16 protein-coding genes and 1 tRNA gene are annotated in these 20,022 nt (G+C 46.1%); 12 read left to right on the forward strand and 5 right to left on the reverse strand.

The window, feature by feature from the left end; translation table 11 throughout:
* The first annotated feature begins 52 nt into the window (after positions 1 to 52).
* The 6 genes from LQZ07_RS20595 to LQZ07_RS20620 are packed head-to-tail and all read left to right on the forward strand — an operon-like array spanning position 53 to position 8,292.
* Positions 53 to 766 (forward strand): ABC transporter ATP-binding protein, encoded by a 714-nt coding sequence (locus tag LQZ07_RS20595; RefSeq protein ID WP_194164184.1) that lies wholly within the window; start codon positions 53 to 55, stop codon positions 764 to 766.
* The gene (locus LQZ07_RS20600; RefSeq protein WP_152784316.1) at positions 763 to 1,707 is read left to right on the forward strand and encodes an iron-siderophore ABC transporter substrate-binding protein; all 945 of its coding nucleotides are present in this window, start codon (positions 763 to 765) and stop codon (positions 1,705 to 1,707) included. Before LQZ07_RS20595 ends, LQZ07_RS20600 begins: the two co-directional genes overlap by 4 nt.
* A complete protein-coding gene (locus LQZ07_RS20605; protein WP_152784314.1) occupies positions 1,700 to 3,622 on the forward strand; it encodes an iron ABC transporter permease in 1,923 nt (640 codons plus the stop codon). Before LQZ07_RS20600 ends, LQZ07_RS20605 begins: the two co-directional genes overlap by 8 nt.
* A complete protein-coding gene (locus LQZ07_RS20610) occupies positions 3,619 to 4,242 on the forward strand; it encodes a nitroreductase (RefSeq protein ID WP_016401606.1) in 624 nt (207 codons plus the stop codon). The genes LQZ07_RS20605 and LQZ07_RS20610 overlap by 4 nt, the downstream gene beginning before the upstream one ends.
* Complete coding sequence (locus LQZ07_RS20615; RefSeq protein WP_152784312.1) at positions 4,239 to 6,965, forward strand: GNAT family N-acetyltransferase; 2,727 nt, start codon at positions 4,239 to 4,241, stop codon at positions 6,963 to 6,965. The genes LQZ07_RS20610 and LQZ07_RS20615 overlap by 4 nt, the downstream gene beginning before the upstream one ends.
* Before the next feature lie 10 nt (positions 6,966 to 6,975).
* Entirely contained in the window at positions 6,976 to 8,292 is a 1,317-nt protein-coding gene (locus LQZ07_RS20620; RefSeq protein ID WP_152784310.1) for a lysine N(6)-hydroxylase/L-ornithine N(5)-oxygenase family protein, read from the forward strand.
* A gap of 116 nt (positions 8,293 to 8,408) precedes the next feature.
* On the opposite strand, the gene preA is transcribed toward LQZ07_RS20620, so the two are convergent.
* The gene (preA, locus tag LQZ07_RS20625) at positions 8,409 to 9,683 is read right to left on the reverse strand and encodes an NAD-dependent dihydropyrimidine dehydrogenase subunit PreA (RefSeq protein WP_152784308.1); all 1,275 of its coding nucleotides are present in this window, start codon (positions 9,681 to 9,683) and stop codon (positions 8,409 to 8,411) included.
* A gap of 4 nt (positions 9,684 to 9,687) precedes the next feature.
* Positions 9,688 to 11,043 (reverse strand): NAD(P)-dependent oxidoreductase, encoded by a 1,356-nt coding sequence (locus LQZ07_RS20630; RefSeq protein WP_152784306.1) that lies wholly within the window; start codon positions 11,041 to 11,043, stop codon positions 9,688 to 9,690.
* Between the two features lie 295 nt (positions 11,044 to 11,338).
* On the opposite strand from LQZ07_RS20630, the gene LQZ07_RS20635 reads away from it, so the two are divergent.
* Positions 11,339 to 11,989 (forward strand): TetR family transcriptional regulator C-terminal domain-containing protein, encoded by a 651-nt coding sequence (locus tag LQZ07_RS20635; RefSeq protein ID WP_152784304.1) that lies wholly within the window; start codon positions 11,339 to 11,341, stop codon positions 11,987 to 11,989.
* Positions 11,990 to 12,075: 86 nt separating this feature from the next.
* Here LQZ07_RS20635 and LQZ07_RS20640 read toward each other — a convergent pair whose 3' ends face one another.
* Positions 12,076 to 13,344, reverse strand: coding sequence for a Zn-dependent hydrolase (locus tag LQZ07_RS20640; RefSeq protein ID WP_016401612.1), 1,269 nt, complete (start codon positions 13,342 to 13,344; stop codon positions 12,076 to 12,078).
* A 448-nt stretch (positions 13,345 to 13,792) separates the two neighbouring features.
* On the opposite strand from LQZ07_RS20640, the gene hydA reads away from it, so the two are divergent.
* The 5 genes from hydA to LQZ07_RS20665 are packed head-to-tail and all read left to right on the forward strand — an operon-like array spanning position 13,793 to position 19,011.
* The gene (hydA, locus tag LQZ07_RS20645) at positions 13,793 to 15,232 is read left to right on the forward strand and encodes a dihydropyrimidinase (protein WP_152784302.1); all 1,440 of its coding nucleotides are present in this window, start codon (positions 13,793 to 13,795) and stop codon (positions 15,230 to 15,232) included.
* A gap of 37 nt (positions 15,233 to 15,269) precedes the next feature.
* Positions 15,270 to 16,103 (forward strand): ABC transporter ATP-binding protein, encoded by an 834-nt coding sequence (locus LQZ07_RS20650; RefSeq protein WP_152784300.1) that lies wholly within the window; start codon positions 15,270 to 15,272, stop codon positions 16,101 to 16,103.
* Positions 16,104 to 16,123: 20 nt separating this feature from the next.
* Entirely contained in the window at positions 16,124 to 17,011 is an 888-nt protein-coding gene (locus LQZ07_RS20655) for an ABC transporter permease (RefSeq protein ID WP_152784299.1), read from the forward strand.
* A complete protein-coding gene (locus tag LQZ07_RS20660; protein ID WP_152784297.1) occupies positions 17,004 to 17,966 on the forward strand; it encodes an ABC transporter permease in 963 nt (320 codons plus the stop codon). The genes LQZ07_RS20655 and LQZ07_RS20660 overlap by 8 nt, the downstream gene beginning before the upstream one ends.
* Positions 17,967 to 18,006: 40 nt before the next feature.
* Positions 18,007 to 19,011: an ABC transporter substrate-binding protein gene (locus LQZ07_RS20665; RefSeq protein WP_016401617.1), complete on the forward strand. Its 1,005-nt coding sequence runs from the start codon at positions 18,007 to 18,009 to the stop codon at positions 19,009 to 19,011.
* A gap of 169 nt (positions 19,012 to 19,180) precedes the next feature.
* Here the strand turns inward: LQZ07_RS20665 and LQZ07_RS20670 are convergent, their stop codons facing one another.
* Both LQZ07_RS20670 and LQZ07_RS20675 read right to left on the reverse strand, forming a co-directional pair.
* Positions 19,181 to 19,669 (reverse strand): DUF2937 family protein, encoded by a 489-nt coding sequence (locus LQZ07_RS20670; protein WP_194164183.1) that lies wholly within the window; start codon positions 19,667 to 19,669, stop codon positions 19,181 to 19,183.
* Between the two features lie 225 nt (positions 19,670 to 19,894).
* Positions 19,895 to 19,981, reverse strand: a tRNA-Leu gene (locus LQZ07_RS20675).
* Positions 19,982 to 20,022 lie beyond the last annotated feature (41 nt).

Consider the following 20,022-nt stretch of genomic DNA (forward strand, 5'->3'; position numbering starts at 1 on the left):
TACTTTTAATAATATTTCCCTCCAACTGGGGGGAAATACCATTCTCAAAAATATGAGTGGAACGATACAGCAAGGCGCGGTTACCGCGCTGATTGGTCCTAACGGCTCAGGCAAAAGCACCCTTTTGTCGGTGCTTTGTGGCTTGCAAGCCCCTTCCAGCGGGCAAGTGGAATTTGCTGGCCAAGCTTTACCAAGCTACAGCCGTGCTCAGCTAGCTAAAAAGCTAGCCCTGTTACCACAACGCAACCCCGTGCCTGCCACTTTAAATGTGGCCGACTTAGTGTGTTTTGGTCGTCACCCTCACCGTCCTTGGTACAAAAATATCTCTAACGACGATAAGGAAATCATTGATTGGGCGATGCAAGAAACTGGGGTTAAACATTATGCTCGGCAACTGCTTACCGATTTATCGGGTGGCGAATTACAGCGTGTTTGGTTAGCAATGGTACTTGCCCAAGATACCGAAGTATTAATGTTGGATGAACCAACCTCTTGGCTAGATATCTCTCACCAATTGAGCCTGCTTAAAATTGTTCGACGTTTGAACCGGAAATACCACAAAACCATTGTATGGGTACTCCACGATTTAAACCAAGCCGCGCAGTTTAGCGACCAAGCCATTCTGATAAATCATGGCCTCATTGTGAATAGTGGTGAGGCCAAACAGGTGATTAACGCCAAGGACGTAAGCGAAGTTTACCAAACACCGGTTACCAGCCACCAACTAGGGCAACAACAAATACTCTGGCCAGAGGAACAGCAATGATCCTGCTAGCAACTCGCCTGATGTTTTTAGCCATAACCTTACTAAGCACAACAGCGGCTCATGCCGCGGGCCAGCAAGTATGTTTAAGCAATTGCGTTAGCCTCGAGCAGCCTGCTGTGCGGGTAGTGGCACTTAATTGGTCTGCAACAGAAATGCTGCTGAGCTTAGATATTGTGCCAGTGGGAGTAACCTTAACTAAAGGCTACAAAAAGTGGCAAACCAACCACCCTGCACTGCCCGACTCGGTCACTGAAATAGGTCGTCGCCAAGAGCCAGATCTGGCCACTATCGCGAGGTTAAAGCCCGACTTAATTATCGGTTATGAATTTCGCCATCGCCGAATTTTAGACGCCTTAGAGCACATAGCTCCTACTTTGCTTTACCAGCAATTTCCCTCAGCTAAGCAAACTGATTTTAGTTACTTTGAGCAGTCGCAAAAGGTATTTAGTGGCATTGCTAAGTTAGTGAATAAAACTGAACTCGCCGATGCAACACTACAGCGTTTAAGCCTGCGCTTAGCCGAGCTAAAACAGCAACTTGCAGACCAAGGTTTAAGCAATAAACCAATTGCTTACGCCAAGTTTGTTGGCATGGGTTACGGCTTAAGAGTATTCACCGATAAAAGCCTGGCCGGTGCGATAAGCCAACAGCTAGGGCTCAATTATGTTTGGCAGCAAGGTTTACCGGGTAAAGACTTTATCCACTTGCAACTTGAACAACTACCAAAACTAAGCAACAGCCATTTGCTGCTTGCGGGTAACCAAGTAGACGGCGAGCGCATGATGCATTCACCGGTGTGGTCTTTATTGCCCTTTGTTGAGCAGAACCAGTTATCGGAAGTTGAACCTTTATTTAGTTTTGGCGGGCCACTGTCGTCGATAAAAATGGCTGAATCCTTTGCTAATTCACTACTAGATTGGCAGGAGCAACAAGGTGGTTAAATCTCTTTCTTCAAGCCTAGGTTTATTACTGTTACTGCTAAGCGCATACTATTTTAGCCGCCCCGCCATTGCACCGGTTGGTTTGGCAGACGCAATGCTGACTAACATTTGGCTACCTACCGCGCTGATGGCTTTATGCACTGGCGCACTGCTAGCAAGTTCTGGCTTCTTAATTCAAAACAGCTTAGATAACGACTTTGCCTCCCCATCTACTTTAGGAATTGCCGCTGGTGCGCTGCTTGGAGCAGTGCTAGTGCGGGTAATTGTGCCTGAGGCCAATCTACAACTGGTATGGGTGGGTGCCTTAGTGGGTGGCCTATTGCTGTCTTTAGCGGTATTAGCGGTTAGCCAGTTAATTGGTGGTGGCAAACTACCAGTAGTTTTAATTGGCATGGCGCTGGGTTTAAGCGCTGGCGCGCTCTCTTCGCTGTTTATGCTGTACTTCGAAAATCAAACCGATGGCTTGTTTTTGTGGGGCAGCGGCCAAGTACTGCAAACCAACCCAGAAGTACTAAAACAAACAACGCTACCCATGCTGGCATTTTTAGCCTTAAGTATTTTGGTCTTGCCTAAGCTGGCGCTATTTTTATTAGGCGATACCAATGCCGCAGCCTTGGGTTTAGCAGTTAAACCTTGGCGATGGACTATTTTGCTGCTCGCCATTGGCCAAGCTGCCTTGGCCACATCAATCGTTGGCATGATTGGCTTTGTGGGCTTAATGGCGCCTCACCTTACTCGCTTAGTATTAAGACTCGCTAAGGGCGAAAACAATCATGTCGCTTTACAATGGCTAGTCACCGTTATTATTGGTGCAGCCTTAGTATTAGCCGCAGAGTGGTGCTCGCGCAGCTTACTGTTTCTAGGGTATCGCTTACCAACTGGCGCTTTTACTGCCTTGCTTGGCGCACCTTACTTTGTATTCCTGCTCTTTCAACGCTCGGGTAAAGCACTTGCAGCCGTGGAAAGCCAAAACATCGGCTTAACACCAATCATTCATGCCCGACCTCGGGTGGTACTGGCTTCGCTTTGTGCTCTGCTTGGTTTAAGTTTGTTTTTTTGTTTGCGCAGCCCACAAGATGTAGGCGCAATATGGGTGAATCAACGGGTGCTGCTGGCGGGTTTAGGTGGTTTTGGCTTAGCCTGCGCAGGTACTTTGCTGCAAACCTTATTTAAAAACCCCATGGCCAGCCCAGATATTTCTGGTGTAAGTGCGGTGGCAGTATTACTGATTGCCGTGGTATTGGTGTACTTTCCAGCAGCGAATCAATGGCAGTTAACCCTCGCCGCGTTAGTAGGTGGAAGCTTGGTGATTGGCTTACTCTCTTGGGGCTTAAAACAGCAACTCAGTGTTGCCCAGCTAGCCTTATTTGGCATTGTAATTACTGCCTTTGCTGGCACCGCCACCCAGATTTTACTCACCTTTGGCAGCTCCACCGCCTCCGTCACCATGATGTGGTTAGCGGGCACCACCTATGGGGCAACCTTTGATCGAATCATCCCAATAGCTTCGGTTATCGCACTTTGCTTGGTTGCCATCATCCCGCTGTTAAGGCAGTTAGATTTAATGCCACTTGGCGAAGTTATTCCTAAAACCTTAGGCCTAGCATTGCAGCGCCAACGTTACTTGTTATTGGCTATTTCGGCGGTTCTCACTGCTATTTGTGTATCCAGTATTGGGGCGATTAGCTTTATCGGCTTATTAGCACCGCACTGTGTGCGGCTTTTAGGTTTATACCGCCACCAGCATCTATTACCCGCGTCGGGCATTACTGGTGCCATTTTATTGATATGGGCTGACCGCTTAGGCCGCGAATTAATGGCGCCTAACGAAATACCCGCTGGCCTTATGGTATCGGTTATCGGCTCCATCTACTTCATTTTACTCTTGCTTCTTAGCTACAGGAATCGCGTGTGAATACACTCCAACAATTTCTCAATCAACGTGTGTCTTACCACGTTCATGAGCTATCTTTGCCGGCGCCTAATACCCAGCAAATGACCGATATATTACAAGCGGCCATGAGCACTCCCGACCACGGAAAGCTAAAGCCATGGCACTTTTTAGTGATTAAGCAAACACGCATTGAGGAGCTAATTAGCTTGCTACAAACCGCATGGCAACAAAGCAATAGTGAGCTAGATCCACAGCGAGCGAAACGCCTTGCTAGCTACTTAAAACAAGCCCCCAGCATCGTATTGGTATCAGCCGAAATAAACGAGCCCAGCCCCATCTCCAAACAAGACCAAGTGTTCTCTGCAGCAGCCGCGTGCCAAATGATTTTGTTAGCTGCAGACGCTTTGGGGTTTGGCGGAGTTTGGTATAGCACTGATGCGGTCGAGCTACCTAATGTGCGCCAATTATTGGGCCTACAAAATAAGCACCAACCAGTAGGTTTTTTGGTGTTAGGTAGCCCAATAAGTAAAAGAGAAAAAGCCCGCGCGAATGTGAGCGACCACAGCTTCGAGTGGCTTGGCGCGGCAAACGTAAGCCCTTGGGGAGAAACTAAATCAGCCAATCAGGAGCGACTAAAATGAGTACCCATGCACTTTGTCAGCAGGCTTTTTTCAATAGCCTTTTGGCTGAAACCGCCAACAAACATCTCGAGGGAGAGTCGGTCTTTCTTCCTCTTTCTACTAAGGCCAGCTTGGAGTTAAAGCTACGTTACGTATCGCCCAGCTGGCGCCACCGTTATAGCGGCGAAATCATTTTGCATGAGGCGCAAAGCCAAAGCCCAATAAGCTTTAAGCAAGCTACTACGCTGGTTGTAAATGCTCTTTACCCTGAGTTAAGCGAAGACAAAAAAGCCTTATTCTTACAGCGGGTGCAAGACTCTAATTGCTACATAAACAGCGCCGAGCAGGCGCTGGCGGAGCGCTCTACGCTTACGCTAGACCAGTTTATTATGTCGGAACAAAGTTTAACTGGTGGCCACAGCATGCACCCTGCAGGTAAAAGCTGCGAGCCGCTTAACCAGCAAGAGAAAACCCAATATTTGCCAGAGTTTGCTGGCCAATTCTCGATAGAATGGTTTGCGGTACATAGCTCGCATTTAGTAGGCGAAAGTGAAATTGGCGACCTAAGCGAAAAGCTCAAGCAGCTGTATAGCAACAGCGTTAAGATCGCCAAAGAGCCGAACGAGATTCAATTTATCGATAAACAATGGGTGCCGTTTCCTATGCACCCCTTGCAAGCTAAAGCTTGGCGAGAAAGCCAGCAAGCTTTAAGCCTGAACGAAGTGGTAAAAGACTTAGCACTAAGCTCACCAGGCTGGACAGCCACCTCGTCTAGCCGTGCGATTTACCATCCACAACAAGCTTGGATGTTAAAGGTTTCATTACCGGTTAAGCTCACCAACTCTTTACGCCTATTAAGCAGCAAAGAAGCCAAACGAGGCATTCAATTTTCTCAACTACTTAATAGTGAGAACGGAGCAGAGTTACGCCAACGCTTGCCAAACAGCTACTTTATCGAAGAGCCGCTTTGGGCCAGCATTAACGACATAGATGGAGAGGTGTTAGATCTTCCGCTCATTAGTTTTAGAGAAAACCCCTTCCATAAATCCAATCAAGAGAAAAGCCAGTTAAACGCAGCCAATGTGTATTGTTTAGCCAGCATAAACCAAGTTAACGCCAGCCAAACCGAGCCGCAAATAGTTAGCTGGATTAAGCACTATGCCCAGCAACAGCAACTGTGCTTTGAGCACGCTGCACTGCGTTGGATGTCGACCTTTTGGGATAATGTAATCAAGCCACTGTGTATCGCACGTTCAGATTATGGCTTTGTATTGCTGGCCCACCAGCAAAATATCTTGGTCAAAATTGAAGATAATTTACCTACAGGCTCAGCCTTTAGGGATTGCCAAGGTATAGGCTTAACCAGCCAAGCATTAGCATTATTCAAAGAGCAACTTAGCGATGGCGCACCAGAGTACTTTATGGAAGCCGAGCAGGTTAATCCTTACCACGCTTACTATTTGATAGGAAATACCTTACTCAACACCATAGCTGCCATCGGAGCAGGCGATCTAATTAACGAAACCAAACTGTGGGATTTATGTCGCGACAAAATGAGTGAGCTTAGCGCCAGAAACCCGAAAGATAACTCTTTTTACAGCTATTTACTCAACTCATCAAACCTTCACTGGAAGCGCAATTTCTATTGCTTTTTAGCCGACCATAACGAGGCTACATTAGCTGACCCGAGCCAGATTTACTGCTCTATTTCAAATCCTTTTAAACAGCAAAAAGCTGAGCAATTAAGCTTTAAAAGCTTAGCCGGAGGCCGAACCCTGTGTTTCGCAGATGAACGCATCTCGGATAATGCCATTAAGTTCGAGATTCGAGAGAACGGGACAAGCCTAAGCCAAGGATTAATAGAAAAAGTAGGTGATTGGTGCCAACTCAGTTTTGAAGAAGATGATGCGCAGCTAAATGCAATTCATAAAACCGATGACTTACTATGGTGGAGTGCAGCTGAACATGGCTTGTTCCAACTTAACGTAGCTGCCTTGCAAAGTAACTACTACCCCAAAGCAGCCAAAGCATTAGTTGCGGAGTCTCAATATAAGGCTTTGAGTTTAAGCCAGTTTTTGCAGACTGCGCCACTATGGCGAGAGCAACAAGCAGCGCATCAGCCACAAACCTTAATGGCCACTAACGGCATAAAGCATCCTTCTCGCCCCAACAAACCAACCGGGCAAGTATTTACCCGCTATTTTTATCACCTTAAGCGACAAGTCACCTTTAGGGTGATAGACAAACAGCGAGATTTAAGCTGCTTTAACCGCTGGCACAACCACCCCATTATCTCACCGGTGTGGGAGTTAGAAGGCAGCCTTCAAAGCCACACTGAGTACCTAAGCAAAATGGAAGATGACGCCCATCAATATGCCGTAATTGGTGAATTTGACGGCATTCCCTTTGGTTATTTTGAGGTGTATTGGACGCCAGAAGACAGGTTAGGTCCGCATTATCAATGCCAAGATCACGACCGAGGAGTACACATACTGGTAGGCAATTTTAGCTTTAGAGGCGGCGTGTACTTTGATACTTGGGGCTCGGCCATTTTGCAGTACTGCTTTTTAGATGAGCCCAATACCCAACGAATCATGGGCGAGCCGCGTGCCGATAATCACCGCGTAGTTAGCATTACCGAAAGACTAGGTTTAGAAAAGCAATTCGAGTTTGATTTTCCTCACAAGCGAGCGGCGCTATTACAGTGCGACCGCGAGCGTTTTTTTACTCAATATGCGATTTAGGGATAGTAATATGAACACTCAAAAAGTAGATCTATTAGGCGTTGGTATTGGCCCCTTTAACCTTAGTATTGCCGCGCTTGCCAGCACTAAATCGGCCCTTTCCACTCTATTTTTGGAACGAAAGAAGGAGTTTGCGTGGCACCCTGGTTTGTTGCTTAACGACGCAAAAATGCAAACCTCTTACTTAAAAGATTTAGTTACTGGTATAGACCCAACCAACCCCTATAGTTTTTTAAACTACTTGGTGGAGCAGCATAAACTCTATCCATTTATTGCTTCCGGCCAATCGGTAATATCACGTTTAGAATTTTCCCACTACTTAAGCTGGGCGGCCCACAGCTTGGCTAATACCCGATTTGACCAAAACGTTCAGTCAATCGAGTTTGATGGTGACCTTTTTAGCATCGAGACTGACAATCAGTGTTATCAAAGTAAGCATTTGGTTGTAGGCACTGGCATGCAACCGCAAGTACCTGCGTTTTGCGAACCACACATAAGCAATAGCTGTTTTCATGCCAGTGAATTAGCGCTAAGAAAACCCAATTTAAGCGGTAAACGAGTAGCTATTATTGGTGGCGGGCAAACCGGTGCAGACGTATTCCAACACCTCTTCGACAATACCTTTGGTGAGGTAAAAGAGATTAACTGGATATCGCGCCGCTCTAACATAGAAGCCTTAGATGAAAGCTGCTTTACCGACCAGTACTTCATGCCAGATTACGTAGATGGATTTTACCAACTGGCACAGCAAACCAAGAACAGTGAAGTATCGCGACAGAAGCTAACCAGCGATGGCATCACCAATGATTGCCTACAAGGCATTTATCAACGCTTATATCACGACCGTTTTGTACTTAATAAACCGAGTTGGTGGTCTATTCAACCCAATCGTACCCTTATGTCTATGGCGCATTCAGAGCTTGGTTACAAGCTTCATTTAGAACATGGCCTAACCCACGACAATACTCAAATAAATGCCGATGTAGTGATTTTGTGCACCGGCTATAGCCGCGCTCTGCCGGCGTGTTTAAGTGAACTTGCCAAGCAAATCCCACTTAATCCACAAGGCCTACCCGAGCTATGCCCAGACTTTAGCGTGAAATGGCCTGGTGCAAATCGCAATCACATTTACATGGTTAACGCTGGCATTCATAGCCACGGCATTGCAGAGCCACAACTAAGCTTAGCCACTTGGCGTGCAGCCAAAATACTTAACCACGCCAGCGGCCAAAACCTCTACGATATTGAGCCCGCCGAGGCAGTCGTTGACTGGGGATTAAATGCTATAGAGCAAACCGACCAGCGTTTAGCTGCATTAGGTTCATAGTAATTAATTGCGGCTTCGGCCGCTTTATTTCCCTTCTGCAGCCCTCAAGTTACCGATCTAGAAACAAGCCTCCAAAAGTTCTGGAGGCTAGTATTTATGCGCTGAAACCACGGCAGTTATGAAGCATCTTTATAAGGGTTACGCGGGTCTTGCGTCCAGTTCATGTAAGGCTTCTCGGCCTCCTTTTGCTCCATCTTAATACACTGCTCTACTGGGCAGGTGATTTGGCATAAGTTGCAGCCAACGCATTTATCTTCAATTACTTCAAACGCAACACTGCCATCGGCGCGTTCTGTTTTATTGATGGCTTGGTGAGAGGTATCTTCACAGGCAATATAGCAGCGGCCGCAGCCAATACATTTGTCTTCGTCAATATCGGCTACAACCTTGTAGTTCATATTGAGATACTTCCAATCGGTAGTATTGGGAACAGCTAGGCCTTGGAAGTCAGTGATTTTTTCATAACCCTTGCTGTCCATCCAATTAGATAAGCCCGACTTCATTTCTTCAACAATTCTAAATCCGTAGATCATCGCTGCGGTACACACTTGCACCGAGCCCGACCCCAAAGAAATAAACTCTGCTGCATCGCGCCAATTACCGATACCACCAATCCCCGAGATGGGTAAGCCCGCGGTTTGCGGATCACGAGCAATCTCGCTCACCATGTTTAAGGCAATCGGCTTAACAGCTGGGCCACAATAGCCACCATGAGTACTTTTACCATCTACAATCGGTCTGGCGGCCATTTGGTCCAAATCAATACCAGTAATTGAATTTATGGTGTTAATCAGAGATACCGCGTCGGCGCCACCTCGTTTTGCCGCCTGAGCAGAAAAACGAATATCGGTAATGTTAGGTGTGAGTTTTACGATAACCGGCATGCTACTGTAGATTTTGCACCAACGAGTCACCATTTCTACGTACTCTGGCACTTGTCCTACCGCTGCGCCCATGCCTCGCTCGGGCATCCCATGAGGACAGCCAAAGTTAAGCTCTAAACCATCGGCTCCTGTTTGCTCAACTTGTTTTACAATTTTCTTCCAGGCTTCTTCTTCACAGGGCACCATTAGCGATACCACTAGTGCCCTATCTGGCCAGCTTTTTTTAACCGCTTCAATTTCACGTAAGTTAACTTCTAAGCTGCGATCGGTAATTAACTCGATATTGTTAAAGCCTGCCACTTCGCCATTGTGGTCGTAAATCGCCGAATAACGAGAGGAAACATTTACCGCCGCAGGGTCTTCGCCTAGTGTTTTCCACACCACTCCACCCCAGCCAGCTTCATAGGCTCGTTCCACATTGTAAGCCTTGTCTGTTGGCGGAGCAGACGCTAGCCAAAATGGGTTTGGAGATTTAATTCCTGCAAATTCTATTGATAAGTCAGCCATAATTTCACACCTCTACCGAATTAATATGTTGATGAATCGCTAAGGCAGCTAACTTGCCTTGCTGAACAGCTTCAACAGTAAGATCTTGTCCCTCTGCGGTGCAGTCGCCACCAGCAAACACACCATCTAGGCTGGTAACCTGCTGGCCTACGGTAGTGATTTTTCCGTTACTTAGGGTAGGAATTAGCTGCTCTTTTTCTGGGTAAGCAAATTTTTGCCCCACCGCTTTGAACACAGCAGAGCAAGCAATATCAAAGGTTTGGTCGCTATCTTTTAATTGCCCGTCTTCGCTATAGGTTTTCCTAAAGGTCATACTGCGTAGCACGCCATCATGGTCGAGATTAATCTTCTCGGGTTTGGCCCAGGTTTTTATTCTCACCTGATGATTTTTAGCAATTTGTTGTTCATGTTTGGTGGCGCTCATTTGCTCTTCACCACGGCGATAAACTAAGGTAACTTCTTCGGTGCCTAAACGTTTAAGCTGGCATGCCATGTCTATTGCGGTATTGCCCGCCCCAATAACCACTGCGCTTTCCGGCGGGATATCGAGTTGATTTAGGTCACTGGCTTGGCGCAACTCTCTAATAAAATCAACAGCATTAATCACTTGAGGATGTACTTCGTTCACCAACATTAATGACTGCACATCTTGTAGGCCCAAGGCCAAGAACACCGCATCAAACTTGTCTTTTAGTTGCTCTAGGCTGATGTCTTTTCCTAAAGCTGTTTCGGTATGTAAGGTAATACCGCCGATGCTTAATATAAAATCCACTTCTTTTTGGGCAAAGTTATCGGTGAGCTTATATTTGGCAATGCCATACTCATTTAAGCCACCCGCTTTGGATGCAGCTTCGAAGATTTCTACATCATTACCCAACATCGCTAAACGGTGAGCACAACTTAAACCAGCTGGCCCAGCCCCTACAACAGCTACGGTTTTTCCGGTGGCAGCTTCACGCTTAAAGGGATGACCAACAAATACTGCGTTGTCTGTCGCATGACGTTGCAATAGGCCAATCTTCACTGGAGCCTGTTCTTGTTCTTTGTTTCGAACACATGCTTGTTCACACAGAATTTCCGTTGGACACACCCGCGCACAGCTGCCACCCATAATGTTTTCTTGGTAAATGGTTTTGGCAGCGCCAGTTAAGTCATCAGCATGAATACTGGCAATAAAACTAGGAATGTTAATTTTTGAAGGGCAAGCGGTTATGCAAGGCGCGTCGTAGCAATAATAACAACGCGAACTTTCTATTCCGGCTTGGCGGGCACTTAACGCAGGGTTGATGTCCTTGAACATTTGATCAAGCGCTAGCTGCTGTTGCGAATAGCCTTGCGGCTTCTCCATACTCATCACCATGGGATCTCCTTATCTTTTTTATTACTGAGACGTGCATCTCTAGTTGTATAAAAATAAGGCAAAGCCCATGCCACCTCCTGACCGCGTGGTCAGAAGATCACTTTAAAACAATCAATATCATCATATCCATTTGTTTTTTATGGATAATTAAGCCACTTTCCAGCTAAAAATAACTTAGCACTATTACAACTGCTGCAATTACACGGTATGCTTTAGTTAGGCTACTTGCTCACTTTAAAGGCAAACAGCTACATAATAGTGCAATAAGTGCTCTTACATTGAGAAACCAATTAGTATGAAAACTCCGCTGCCAGGCAAAGCAAAACGCCGTAAGCTCGCCGATATCCGCAAAGACAACTTGAAGCAAATTTTAGAGGTAGCAGAAAAGCTATTTGCTCAAAATGGCTATAGCGCTACTACCATTGCAGCCATCGCAGCCGAAGCTAACTTACCCAAAGCAAATGTGCTCTATTACTTCAAAACTAAAGAGGCCTTATATAAGGGTGTTTTAAGCCAACTATTGGTGGTTTGGATGAGCCACATGGATGAGATGACAGCCGATAACCACCCCAAGCTGGCGCTACGCCAATACATACTGCAAAAAATGACGCTATCTAAAGAGCACCCAAATGCCTCTCGAATATTTGCTGCCGAAATCCTGCATGGTGCGCCTTACTTGCGTGAGCAATTAGCCACCGAGCTAAAACAACAGTTTGATAAAACCTGTCAGGTATTTAGGGAATGGATCGCCAAGCAGTGGATGGATCCCATCAACCCAGAGCACCTGCTATTTATGATTTGGTCGTCTACTCAGGCTTACGCCGATTATGCAATGCAAAGCAGTATGATGATGGATAAAGAGAAGTTGGAAGAAAGCGACTATGAGGAAGGCGTTGAGTTTCTCACACGCATGGTACTTAAAGGTTGTGGCGTTAAACTATTCTAATAAAACAATAGCTTAACACCACAACAAACTAACAGAGCAAGCAATATTACTCAGTACTCTGGCTAGCCTTTTTCGTTAATTTAAGTTCAAGCCAAATCACTTGCCAGCATCGTACTATCTTCACTAACTTGTTCAGCCATTGTCAGCATGGCATTTAATAATACCGAGCAGCCTGCTTCACATTCTTCTTGGGTCGTGCTCTCAATTTCGTTATGACTAATCCCATCTAGACAAGGAGTAAAAATCATTCCAGTAGGCGCAAAATCGGACACATAACAGGCGTCGTGTCCGGCACCGGCGATAATATCCATATGGCTGTACCCCAGTTTAGCCGTTGCGTTTCTTACTGCTTCGACACACGCTTTGTCAAAGTGGATAGGCTCATAATACCAAAACGGATCCAGCTCGATTGCTACTTCAGTTTGCGCGGCTAACTCAGCAACAAAATCACTCAGCTCTTTATCCATAGCACTTAGCTCTTCATCCAAGGGATGGCGTAAATCAATACTCATTTCAATTTTACCGGGAATGGTATTTCTAGAGTTGGGCGTAACATTAACAAAGCCTACGGTTCCACACCCCGGAGGGTGAGCTTTGGCAATGTCTTCTACCTTTTGAATGAGCTGAGTACTGGCCAACAGCGCATCTTTACGCAAGTGCATTGGAGTAGTACCAGCGTGTGACTCTCGACCCGTTAACGTAGCATTAAACCAGCGCTGCCCCTGACCTCCGGTCACTACGCCAATCTGTTTTTCTTCCGCCTCTAAATAGGGGCCTTGTTCAATATGCGTTTCGAAAAAGGCATGGAACTGTCTACCTGTTACTGGAACATCTCCGGCAAAGCCTATTCGCTGCAGCTCGTCACCTAAACGCAAACCATCAACATCACGACTGTCCAATATCTCTTGCAGACTAAAGCGACCAGACACCACCCCAGACCCCATCATTGCTGGTGCGAATCGCGAGCCTTCTTCATTAGTCCATACCGATATTTCAATAGGATGCTTGGTTTTAATGCCAAGATCATTGAGTGAGCGCACCACTTCTAAGCCGGATAGTACGCCGAAAACCCCATCAAATTTACCACCCGAAGGTTGAGTATCTAAGTGACTGCCTGTTCCAACAGGCGCTAAACTCATATCCTCACCGGGGCGTACACAAAATATGTTGCCAACCTGATCAACACTTACCGTACACCCGGCTTCTTCAGCCCACTTAATGTAAAGCTCACGACCTTGCTTATCGAGATCAGTTAAGGCTAAGCGCTTGCACCCCCCTTTGGCTGTGGCACCTATTTTTGCCATTTCCATTAAACTGTCCCACAAGCGGTCACTATTAATTTTAAAGCTACTCATCATGGCCTCCAATAACCAAACTACGCCTAGTACTAAGCAGTGAAGTAACAAATCAGTTCTATACGAGGTGGACACATGCAAACTACTGACCACGCGGACAGGATACAAACCATAAACACATAAGCCATTGATTTATTTAAATATAAATAAACCACATACAAATAGCATCAGTAAAAACCGTTAATTCCCGAGTAAATTGCTCAGTTTTTATGCACTAATATTGGGCTTAACCGCCCAGCCTTGAGGCGTTAGCCTTCTTTACCAAGCTCTACAAACACTGCCACTTTAAGCACTCAAGCCAAGTAAGTACGCGGCTTACAGCATACTCAAATACAACTTCTGTCCACATGGTCAGCAGTTTGCATAAGCATAGATACCTCAAAAGAGATAGGCGAACACCTCAAGCATGGTGTTGTCTTTAAGCAAGTCGAAATGGAGTTTGTGAGCCATGAGTTTATTAATAAAAGGTGGAAAGGTAGTAAACGCTGATCAAAGCATATTTGCCGACGTTTACTGTGAACACGGTTTGATTAAAGCAGTAGGCGAGAACCTAAGCGTTCCCGACGATGCCGAAGTCATCGACGCCAAAGGCAAGCTGGTGATGCCTGGAGGTATCGATCCGCACACTCACATGCAGCTTCCATTTATGGGAACAGTGGCAAGCGAAGACTTCTATAGCGGCACTGCTGCTGGCTTGGCCGGCGGCACCACTATGATTATCGACTTTGTGATCCCCAATCCTCAGCAACCCTTGATGGAAGCGTTTAATACTTGGAGAGATTGGGCATCGCGCTCGGTAGCTGACTACTCTTTCCACGTAGCGGTAACCTGGTGGGACGACAGCGTATACCAAGATATGGGCCTGTTAGTTAACGAACATGGAGTGAACAGCTTTAAACACTTTATGGCATATAAAAATGCCATTATGGCTGAAGACGAAACCTTGGTGAACAGTTTCAATCGCTGCTTAGAGTTAGGCGCTATGCCTACGGTTCATGCGGAAAATGGCGAGCTAGTCTACCACTTGCAACAAAAGCTACTTGAAGCTGGCATGACCGGCCCAGAAGCTCACCCCCTTTCTCGGCCTACCGAAGTAGAAGGCGAAGCCGCCAACAGGGCGATCCGTATCGCACAGTCTCTAGGCGTACCACTGTATTTAGTGCACGTTTCATGTAAAGAAGCGGTAGATGAAATAGCCAGAGCTCGCCATGAAGGCCAGCGGGTTTATGGTGAGTGTTTAGCCGGACATTTAGAGTTAGATGACAGCGTTTATCAAAGTACTGATTGGGCGACTGCCGCAGCTCATGTTATGAGCCCGCCTTTCCGACCTAAAGGTCACCAAGAGGTATTATGGAAAGCACTACAAGGTGGCACATTACAAACTACCGCTACTGACCACTGCTGTTTTTGCGCTGAGCAAAAAGCGGCAGGGAAAGATGACTTTAGCAAAATACCCAATGGCACTGCCGGCGTAGAAGACCGAATGATGGTGCTTTGGGATTCGGGCGTCAATCAAGGCCGTTTAAGCGAGCAAGAGTTTGTCGCGGTTACATCGACTAACTCGGCCCAAATATTCAATATTTACCCGCAGAAAGGCAGCATTGCTGCGGGCTCAGATGCCGACATCGTTATCTGGGATCCTCAGAAAAAACATACTCTCTCGGCCGCCACCCATAACCAGAAAATTGATTTTAATATCTTTGAAGGGCGCACTGTTACCGGCGCACCTCACATCACTATTAGCCAAGGTAAGGTGGTATTTAAAGATGGTCAGTTGTTTGTAGAGGAAGGAGCCGGGCGCTACATAAAACGACCCGCTTTCCCTTCTATTTTTGATGCCGTGGAAAAATTTAATAAGGCAAATACTCCAGTGCCAGTGCAGCGCTAATTATTTACCGAGTTAATAGCAAGATAGAGGGACAACAATGCTAGCAATTAAACAAGTCATGGATGAACAGACAATAGACCAAGCTGCTGAACTCAAACGTTCAATGATTTCGGTAGAAGATCTGTCGCTGGTGTTTACTACCAACGACGGGCCAGTAAATGCCCTTTCAAACATTAACTTGAATATTAACGAGGGCGACTTCGTTTCATTTATTGGCCCATCTGGCTGCGGTAAAACCACCCTATTGCGGGTAATTGCCGACTTAGAACAAGCCACTTCTGGCAGCATCAAAGTAGACGGTACTTCTCCTAAAGATGCCCGACTTAATCGACTTTATGGCTACGTGTTTCAAGCGCCCGGCCTGCTACCGTGGCGCACTATTCAACAAAATTGCGCCCTGCCAATGGAGATATCGGGTCAGTCTGGTGCTCATCAACAAAAGCAGATTGATAAAAACCTGAAAATGGTTGGCCTACAAGACTTTCACAACAAGTTTCCCTGGCAGCTATCTGGAGGCATGCAACAGCGCGCCTCAATAGCCCGTGCATTATGCATTAATCCGCAATTACTGCTAATGGATGAGCCCTTTGGAGCTCTAGATGAAATTACCCGTGACCACATGAACATGGAGTTACTACGCATCTGGCAGGAAACACAGAAAACCGTGGTATTTGTTACTCACTCTATCGACGAAGCGGTGCTTCTCTCCACCCATATCGTGGTGATGTCGCCGCGACCTGGGCGAATAGTAAAAGTGATTGAGAGCCCCTTGCCTAGGTTAAAAACACTGGCATTACGCGACCAAGCGGCTTTTCATCAATTGGCTGCCGAAATTCGTAACGCCCTAGCCAACGACCATGCCATTGATTAGATTCATGGGAGAGTAGTGATATGAAAAACCTCAACTTCCGCGCCAATTGGCTACCAGTCGTCAGCATGATTTTGGCCATTATTGGCATTTGGTATATCGCTGCCTTGCTGATGAATGGTAACCAGCTAATCAACCAGCTAGAACGGAAAAAACAACAGTGGACATACAGCCAAGTTATTAGCCAAGCCTATCAAGTAAAGCGCCCCATGCTACCGGCCCCACATCAAGTAGCCTTAGAGTTAAAAAAGTCGGTTTTTGATACGGCAATTAGCTCTAAGCGCTCCTTAGTTCACCATAGCTTAATCACCTTAAACTCCACCATGCTTGGTTTCTTATTGGGCTCTGTTGTAGGCATCGTGATTGCCATTGGCATCGTTCATAACAAGACCTTAGAAGCGAGTTTGATGCCTTGGATTATCGCTTCCCAAACCATTCCAATACTCGCTATTGCCCCGATTATTGTGGTGGTATTAGGCGCGCTTAATATCACCGGGGTATTACCTAAAGCGGTAATCTCTATGTACTTGTCTTTCTTCCCGGTCACCATTGGCATGGTAAAAGGCTTACGCGCCTCAGACACTTTGCATGTAGAACTTATGCACACCTATAATGCCAGCGCTCTGCAAACGTTTTGGAAACTTAGATGGTATTCGGCCCAGCCCTACTTATTTGCCAGTTTAAAAGTTGCTATTGCGGCCGCATTAGTAGGGGCCATTGTTGCCGAACTACCAACAGGTGCCCAAGGTGGTTTGGGCTCTCGCTTGTTAAGTGGCTCTTACTATGGCCAAACGCAACAAATTTGGGCAGCGCTGATCATGGCAGCACTGCTTGGCTCATTACTGGTATGGATAGTTAACCTAGCAGAAACCGCCTTGCTACAACGTCGCGGAGGGCTGAGCAATGCCTAAGTATGTTTTAACCATCGTTTACCTTAGCCTATTGGCAGGCCAACTAGCCTTAGTAAGCTCCAGTGAGCAAGGCTTCTATCAACAATCGCCAGCCTTGCTAATGCTGCTTGCTGTATCTGCTTATGCTGTTGCTGCCTTACTCAGTCAACTCACTCAACTGGCCGAAACTCGCCCTAGCTACGCTGCTGTTACTAAGGTACTAGTGCCTAGCTTGTTTGCCTTTATGCTACTGCTTACTTGGCAAAGCATAGTGGTAGGCTTTGCCGTCTCAGCCGTGTTGCTGCCAGCACCTAGCGATATTTTTTATAGTTTAACTAACAACTTACCGATGTTTTGGGCCGACTTTAAGCAAACTTATTTAAAGGCGGTTTTGGCGGGTTACTTCCTAGGTTGCAGCGCTGGATTCATAGTTGCTCAAGTGGCAGTAAAAAGCCGTTTTTTACGAGCAGGTTTAGTGCCATTGGGGAACTTTATGTCGGCGATCCCAATTGTTGGTATCGCGCCTATCATGGTGATGTGGTTTGGCTTTGACTGGCAATCAAAAGCGGCAGTGATTGTAGTTATGACATTTTTCCCAATGTTTATTAATACGCTTGCGGGTTTACAGTCAACCGACGCCATTCATAACGACCTCATGCATACCTACGCTGCTAACAAGTCACAGATTTTTATAAAAAGCCAACTACCACAGGCTTTGCCCTTCATTTTTAACGCCTTAAAACTCAACTCTACACTGGCACTCATTGGCGCAATTGTGGCTGAGTTTTTTGGCACACCTATCGTAGGTATGGGCTTTCGGATTTCTACTGAAGTAGGCCGAATGAACATGGATATGGTTTGGGCCACGATTGTTGTTGCAGCAATTGCGGGGTCCTTAAGTTACGGAGCCTTGGCTCTTTTAGAAAGGTCATTACTGTTTTGGCATCCCGCTTTTAGAGGAAGCCATAAGCGCTAATTTACACACTCAGGCATTGTTGCAATAAAGGGAATTAACTATGAATAAGAAACTGATTTCATTGGCATCAGGCGCTGCATTACTTGCAGCTAGTTTTGGTACATCTGCAGCAGAGAAGCTGACTTTACAGCTAAAGTGGGTAACTCAAGCTCAGTTTGCTGGATACTACGTAGCGCTAAACAAAGGTTTTTACCAAGATCAGGGAATTGATTTAACCATTAAACCAGGTGGGCCCGACATCGCCCCAGCACAAGTGCTTGCTGGTGGCGGAGCCGACGTAGTTGTCGACTGGCTACCTTCAGCACTAGCAACACGAGAAAAAGGCTTACCACTGGTTAACATAGGGCAGATTTATGGCAAATCGGGCATGATGTTAACCTGTTTGAAATCTAGCGGAATTTCTAGCCCTGCCGACTTTAAAGGCAAAACCTTAGGGGTGTGGTTTTTTGGTAACGAATACCCGTTCTTGAGCTGGATGTCTAAACTAGGCTACGACACAACGGGTGGCGAAGATGGAGTTACAGTTCTAAAACAAGGATTTAATGTAGACCCTATTTTCCAAGGCCAAGCAGACTGCGTTTCAACCATGACTTACAACGAATATGGCCAAGTGTTAGATGGCGGCTTAAGCAATGAAGAACTGATGCTGTTTAAGTATGAAGAAGAAGGCGTAGCTACTTTAGAAGACGGCTTGTATGTACTAGAAGACAGCTTAAAAGACAGTAAGAAACTGGCTACTTATGCCAAGTTTTTAAAAGCAACGATTCAAGGCTGGGAGTGGGCGGCAGCTAACCCTAAAGAAGCAGGCCTAATAGTATTGGATTACGATGATACTGGCGCTCAAACAGAGGAGCACCAAATTCGTATGGCTAACGAAGTAGCCAAATTACTGGCCAGCAGTGATAAAGGTATCGGCTACTTAGATCCTGCAGCCTTTGACCGCACAGTGAATGTTTTACTGGATAGTGATTCAACGCCGGTAATCACCAAGAAGCCGGAAGGCGCCTACACTCATGCAGTATTCGAAGCAGCGGCAAAACTATAAAGACATAGTCAGCTCTCGCTAATCCAAAGGCTGCTTAATGCAGCCTTTTAACTATCTGCTGGTAACGACTTCTCACTTATACCAATCACATTAAGTAAGTGATCAGAAATAACGCAGTTATCGAGTATTTTAACCAGATAGAATGAACAGTTACTTAGTACGATTGGTATTAAGACTTAAGTGTCCGCCCCGCCCTTCTAATCGGCCACATCAGCAGGCCGCCAAACAACAAAGCGGCCAATCCACTATAGGCTAATAATAATGGCTCTAAAGATATACCAGGTTTGAAGTTAGCGAGTACTTTTTCAAGCGTTTCCCAGCGCTGAGGGCTAAACATGTATTTGGCCTTTTGATAATAAGTGCCTTGCTCAAAGACGATAATGGCTTGGTTCAGCTCCTCGTATTCATACATGGTTTGCTGTTTTTGCTCGGCGTCTGTGCGCACCGCCAAGTTAGAGTTATTCTTAAAGTCATCAATCATCGCGTCAATGCTTGAGTAGTGGTGCAACTCGGCATTCTGTTGAAAGTTGTCCACTTGCTGTTGCAATACATCATGTTGGCCACTGACAAACTGCAAGTAATGATTGCTTAACAGCGGCAACTGCATAAAGCCCAACAACAGAACCGCAAACAAAACCTTGTCTAAGGTATTAACCAACAAACCGCGCCCTCTTAACAACCAATGCTAGACAAGAACAATAAGCGAAGTCATAGCTTACTTCAAAGCCATTGATTGATAACGCTCACGAATAAGCACGTGAAACAAGATTGCTTGTTTAAGCTATTTGATTGAAGTCCGATTGGGCTAAATGATGGCACACATAGGGAAAACGCCGGCATCAAAACGCAAAAAAGCCGTCACTAGGACGGCTTTTTCTAAATATGGTACCAGAGGCCGGACTTGAACCGGCACGCTATCACTAGCGGGGGATTTTGAATCCCCTATGTCTACCAATTTCATCACTCTGGCATTTGTTTACCCGCCTTGGCGAGTGATTGGCATTATAAGCT

Origin of the sequence: Agarivorans sp. B2Z047 (assembly GCF_023373605.1) — a bacterium.
Classification (GTDB): domain Bacteria; phylum Pseudomonadota; class Gammaproteobacteria; order Enterobacterales; family Celerinatantimonadaceae; genus Agarivorans; species Agarivorans albus.

What these genes read in the sequence shown, in the direction of transcription:
- LQZ07_RS20595 (WP_194164184.1), top strand. Translation starts at nt 53, where the DNA reads ATGAGTGGAACGATACAGCAAGGCGCGGTTACCGCGCTGATTGGTCCT.
- LQZ07_RS20600 (WP_152784316.1), top strand. Translation starts at nt 763, where the DNA reads ATGATCCTGCTAGCAACTCGCCTGATGTTTTTAGCCATAACCTTACTA.
- LQZ07_RS20615 (WP_152784312.1), top strand. Translation starts at nt 4,239, where the DNA reads ATGAGTACCCATGCACTTTGTCAGCAGGCTTTTTTCAATAGCCTTTTG.
- LQZ07_RS20620 (WP_152784310.1), top strand. Translation starts at nt 6,976, where the DNA reads ATGAACACTCAAAAAGTAGATCTATTAGGCGTTGGTATTGGCCCCTTT.
- preA (WP_152784308.1), bottom strand. Translation starts at nt 9,683, where the DNA reads ATGGCTGACTTATCAATAGAATTTGCAGGAATTAAATCTCCAAACCCA.
- LQZ07_RS20630 (WP_152784306.1), bottom strand. Translation starts at nt 11,043, where the DNA reads ATGGTGATGAGTATGGAGAAGCCGCAAGGCTATTCGCAACAGCAGCTA.
- LQZ07_RS20635 (WP_152784304.1), top strand. Translation starts at nt 11,339, where the DNA reads ATGAAAACTCCGCTGCCAGGCAAAGCAAAACGCCGTAAGCTCGCCGAT.
- LQZ07_RS20640 (WP_016401612.1), bottom strand. Translation starts at nt 13,344, where the DNA reads ATGAGTAGCTTTAAAATTAATAGTGACCGCTTGTGGGACAGTTTAATG.
- hydA (WP_152784302.1), top strand. Translation starts at nt 13,793, where the DNA reads ATGAGTTTATTAATAAAAGGTGGAAAGGTAGTAAACGCTGATCAAAGC.
- LQZ07_RS20650 (WP_152784300.1), top strand. Translation starts at nt 15,270, where the DNA reads ATGCTAGCAATTAAACAAGTCATGGATGAACAGACAATAGACCAAGCT.
- LQZ07_RS20655 (WP_152784299.1), top strand. Translation starts at nt 16,124, where the DNA reads ATGAAAAACCTCAACTTCCGCGCCAATTGGCTACCAGTCGTCAGCATG.
- LQZ07_RS20660 (WP_152784297.1), top strand. Translation starts at nt 17,004, where the DNA reads ATGCCTAAGTATGTTTTAACCATCGTTTACCTTAGCCTATTGGCAGGC.
- LQZ07_RS20665 (WP_016401617.1), top strand. Translation starts at nt 18,007, where the DNA reads ATGAATAAGAAACTGATTTCATTGGCATCAGGCGCTGCATTACTTGCA.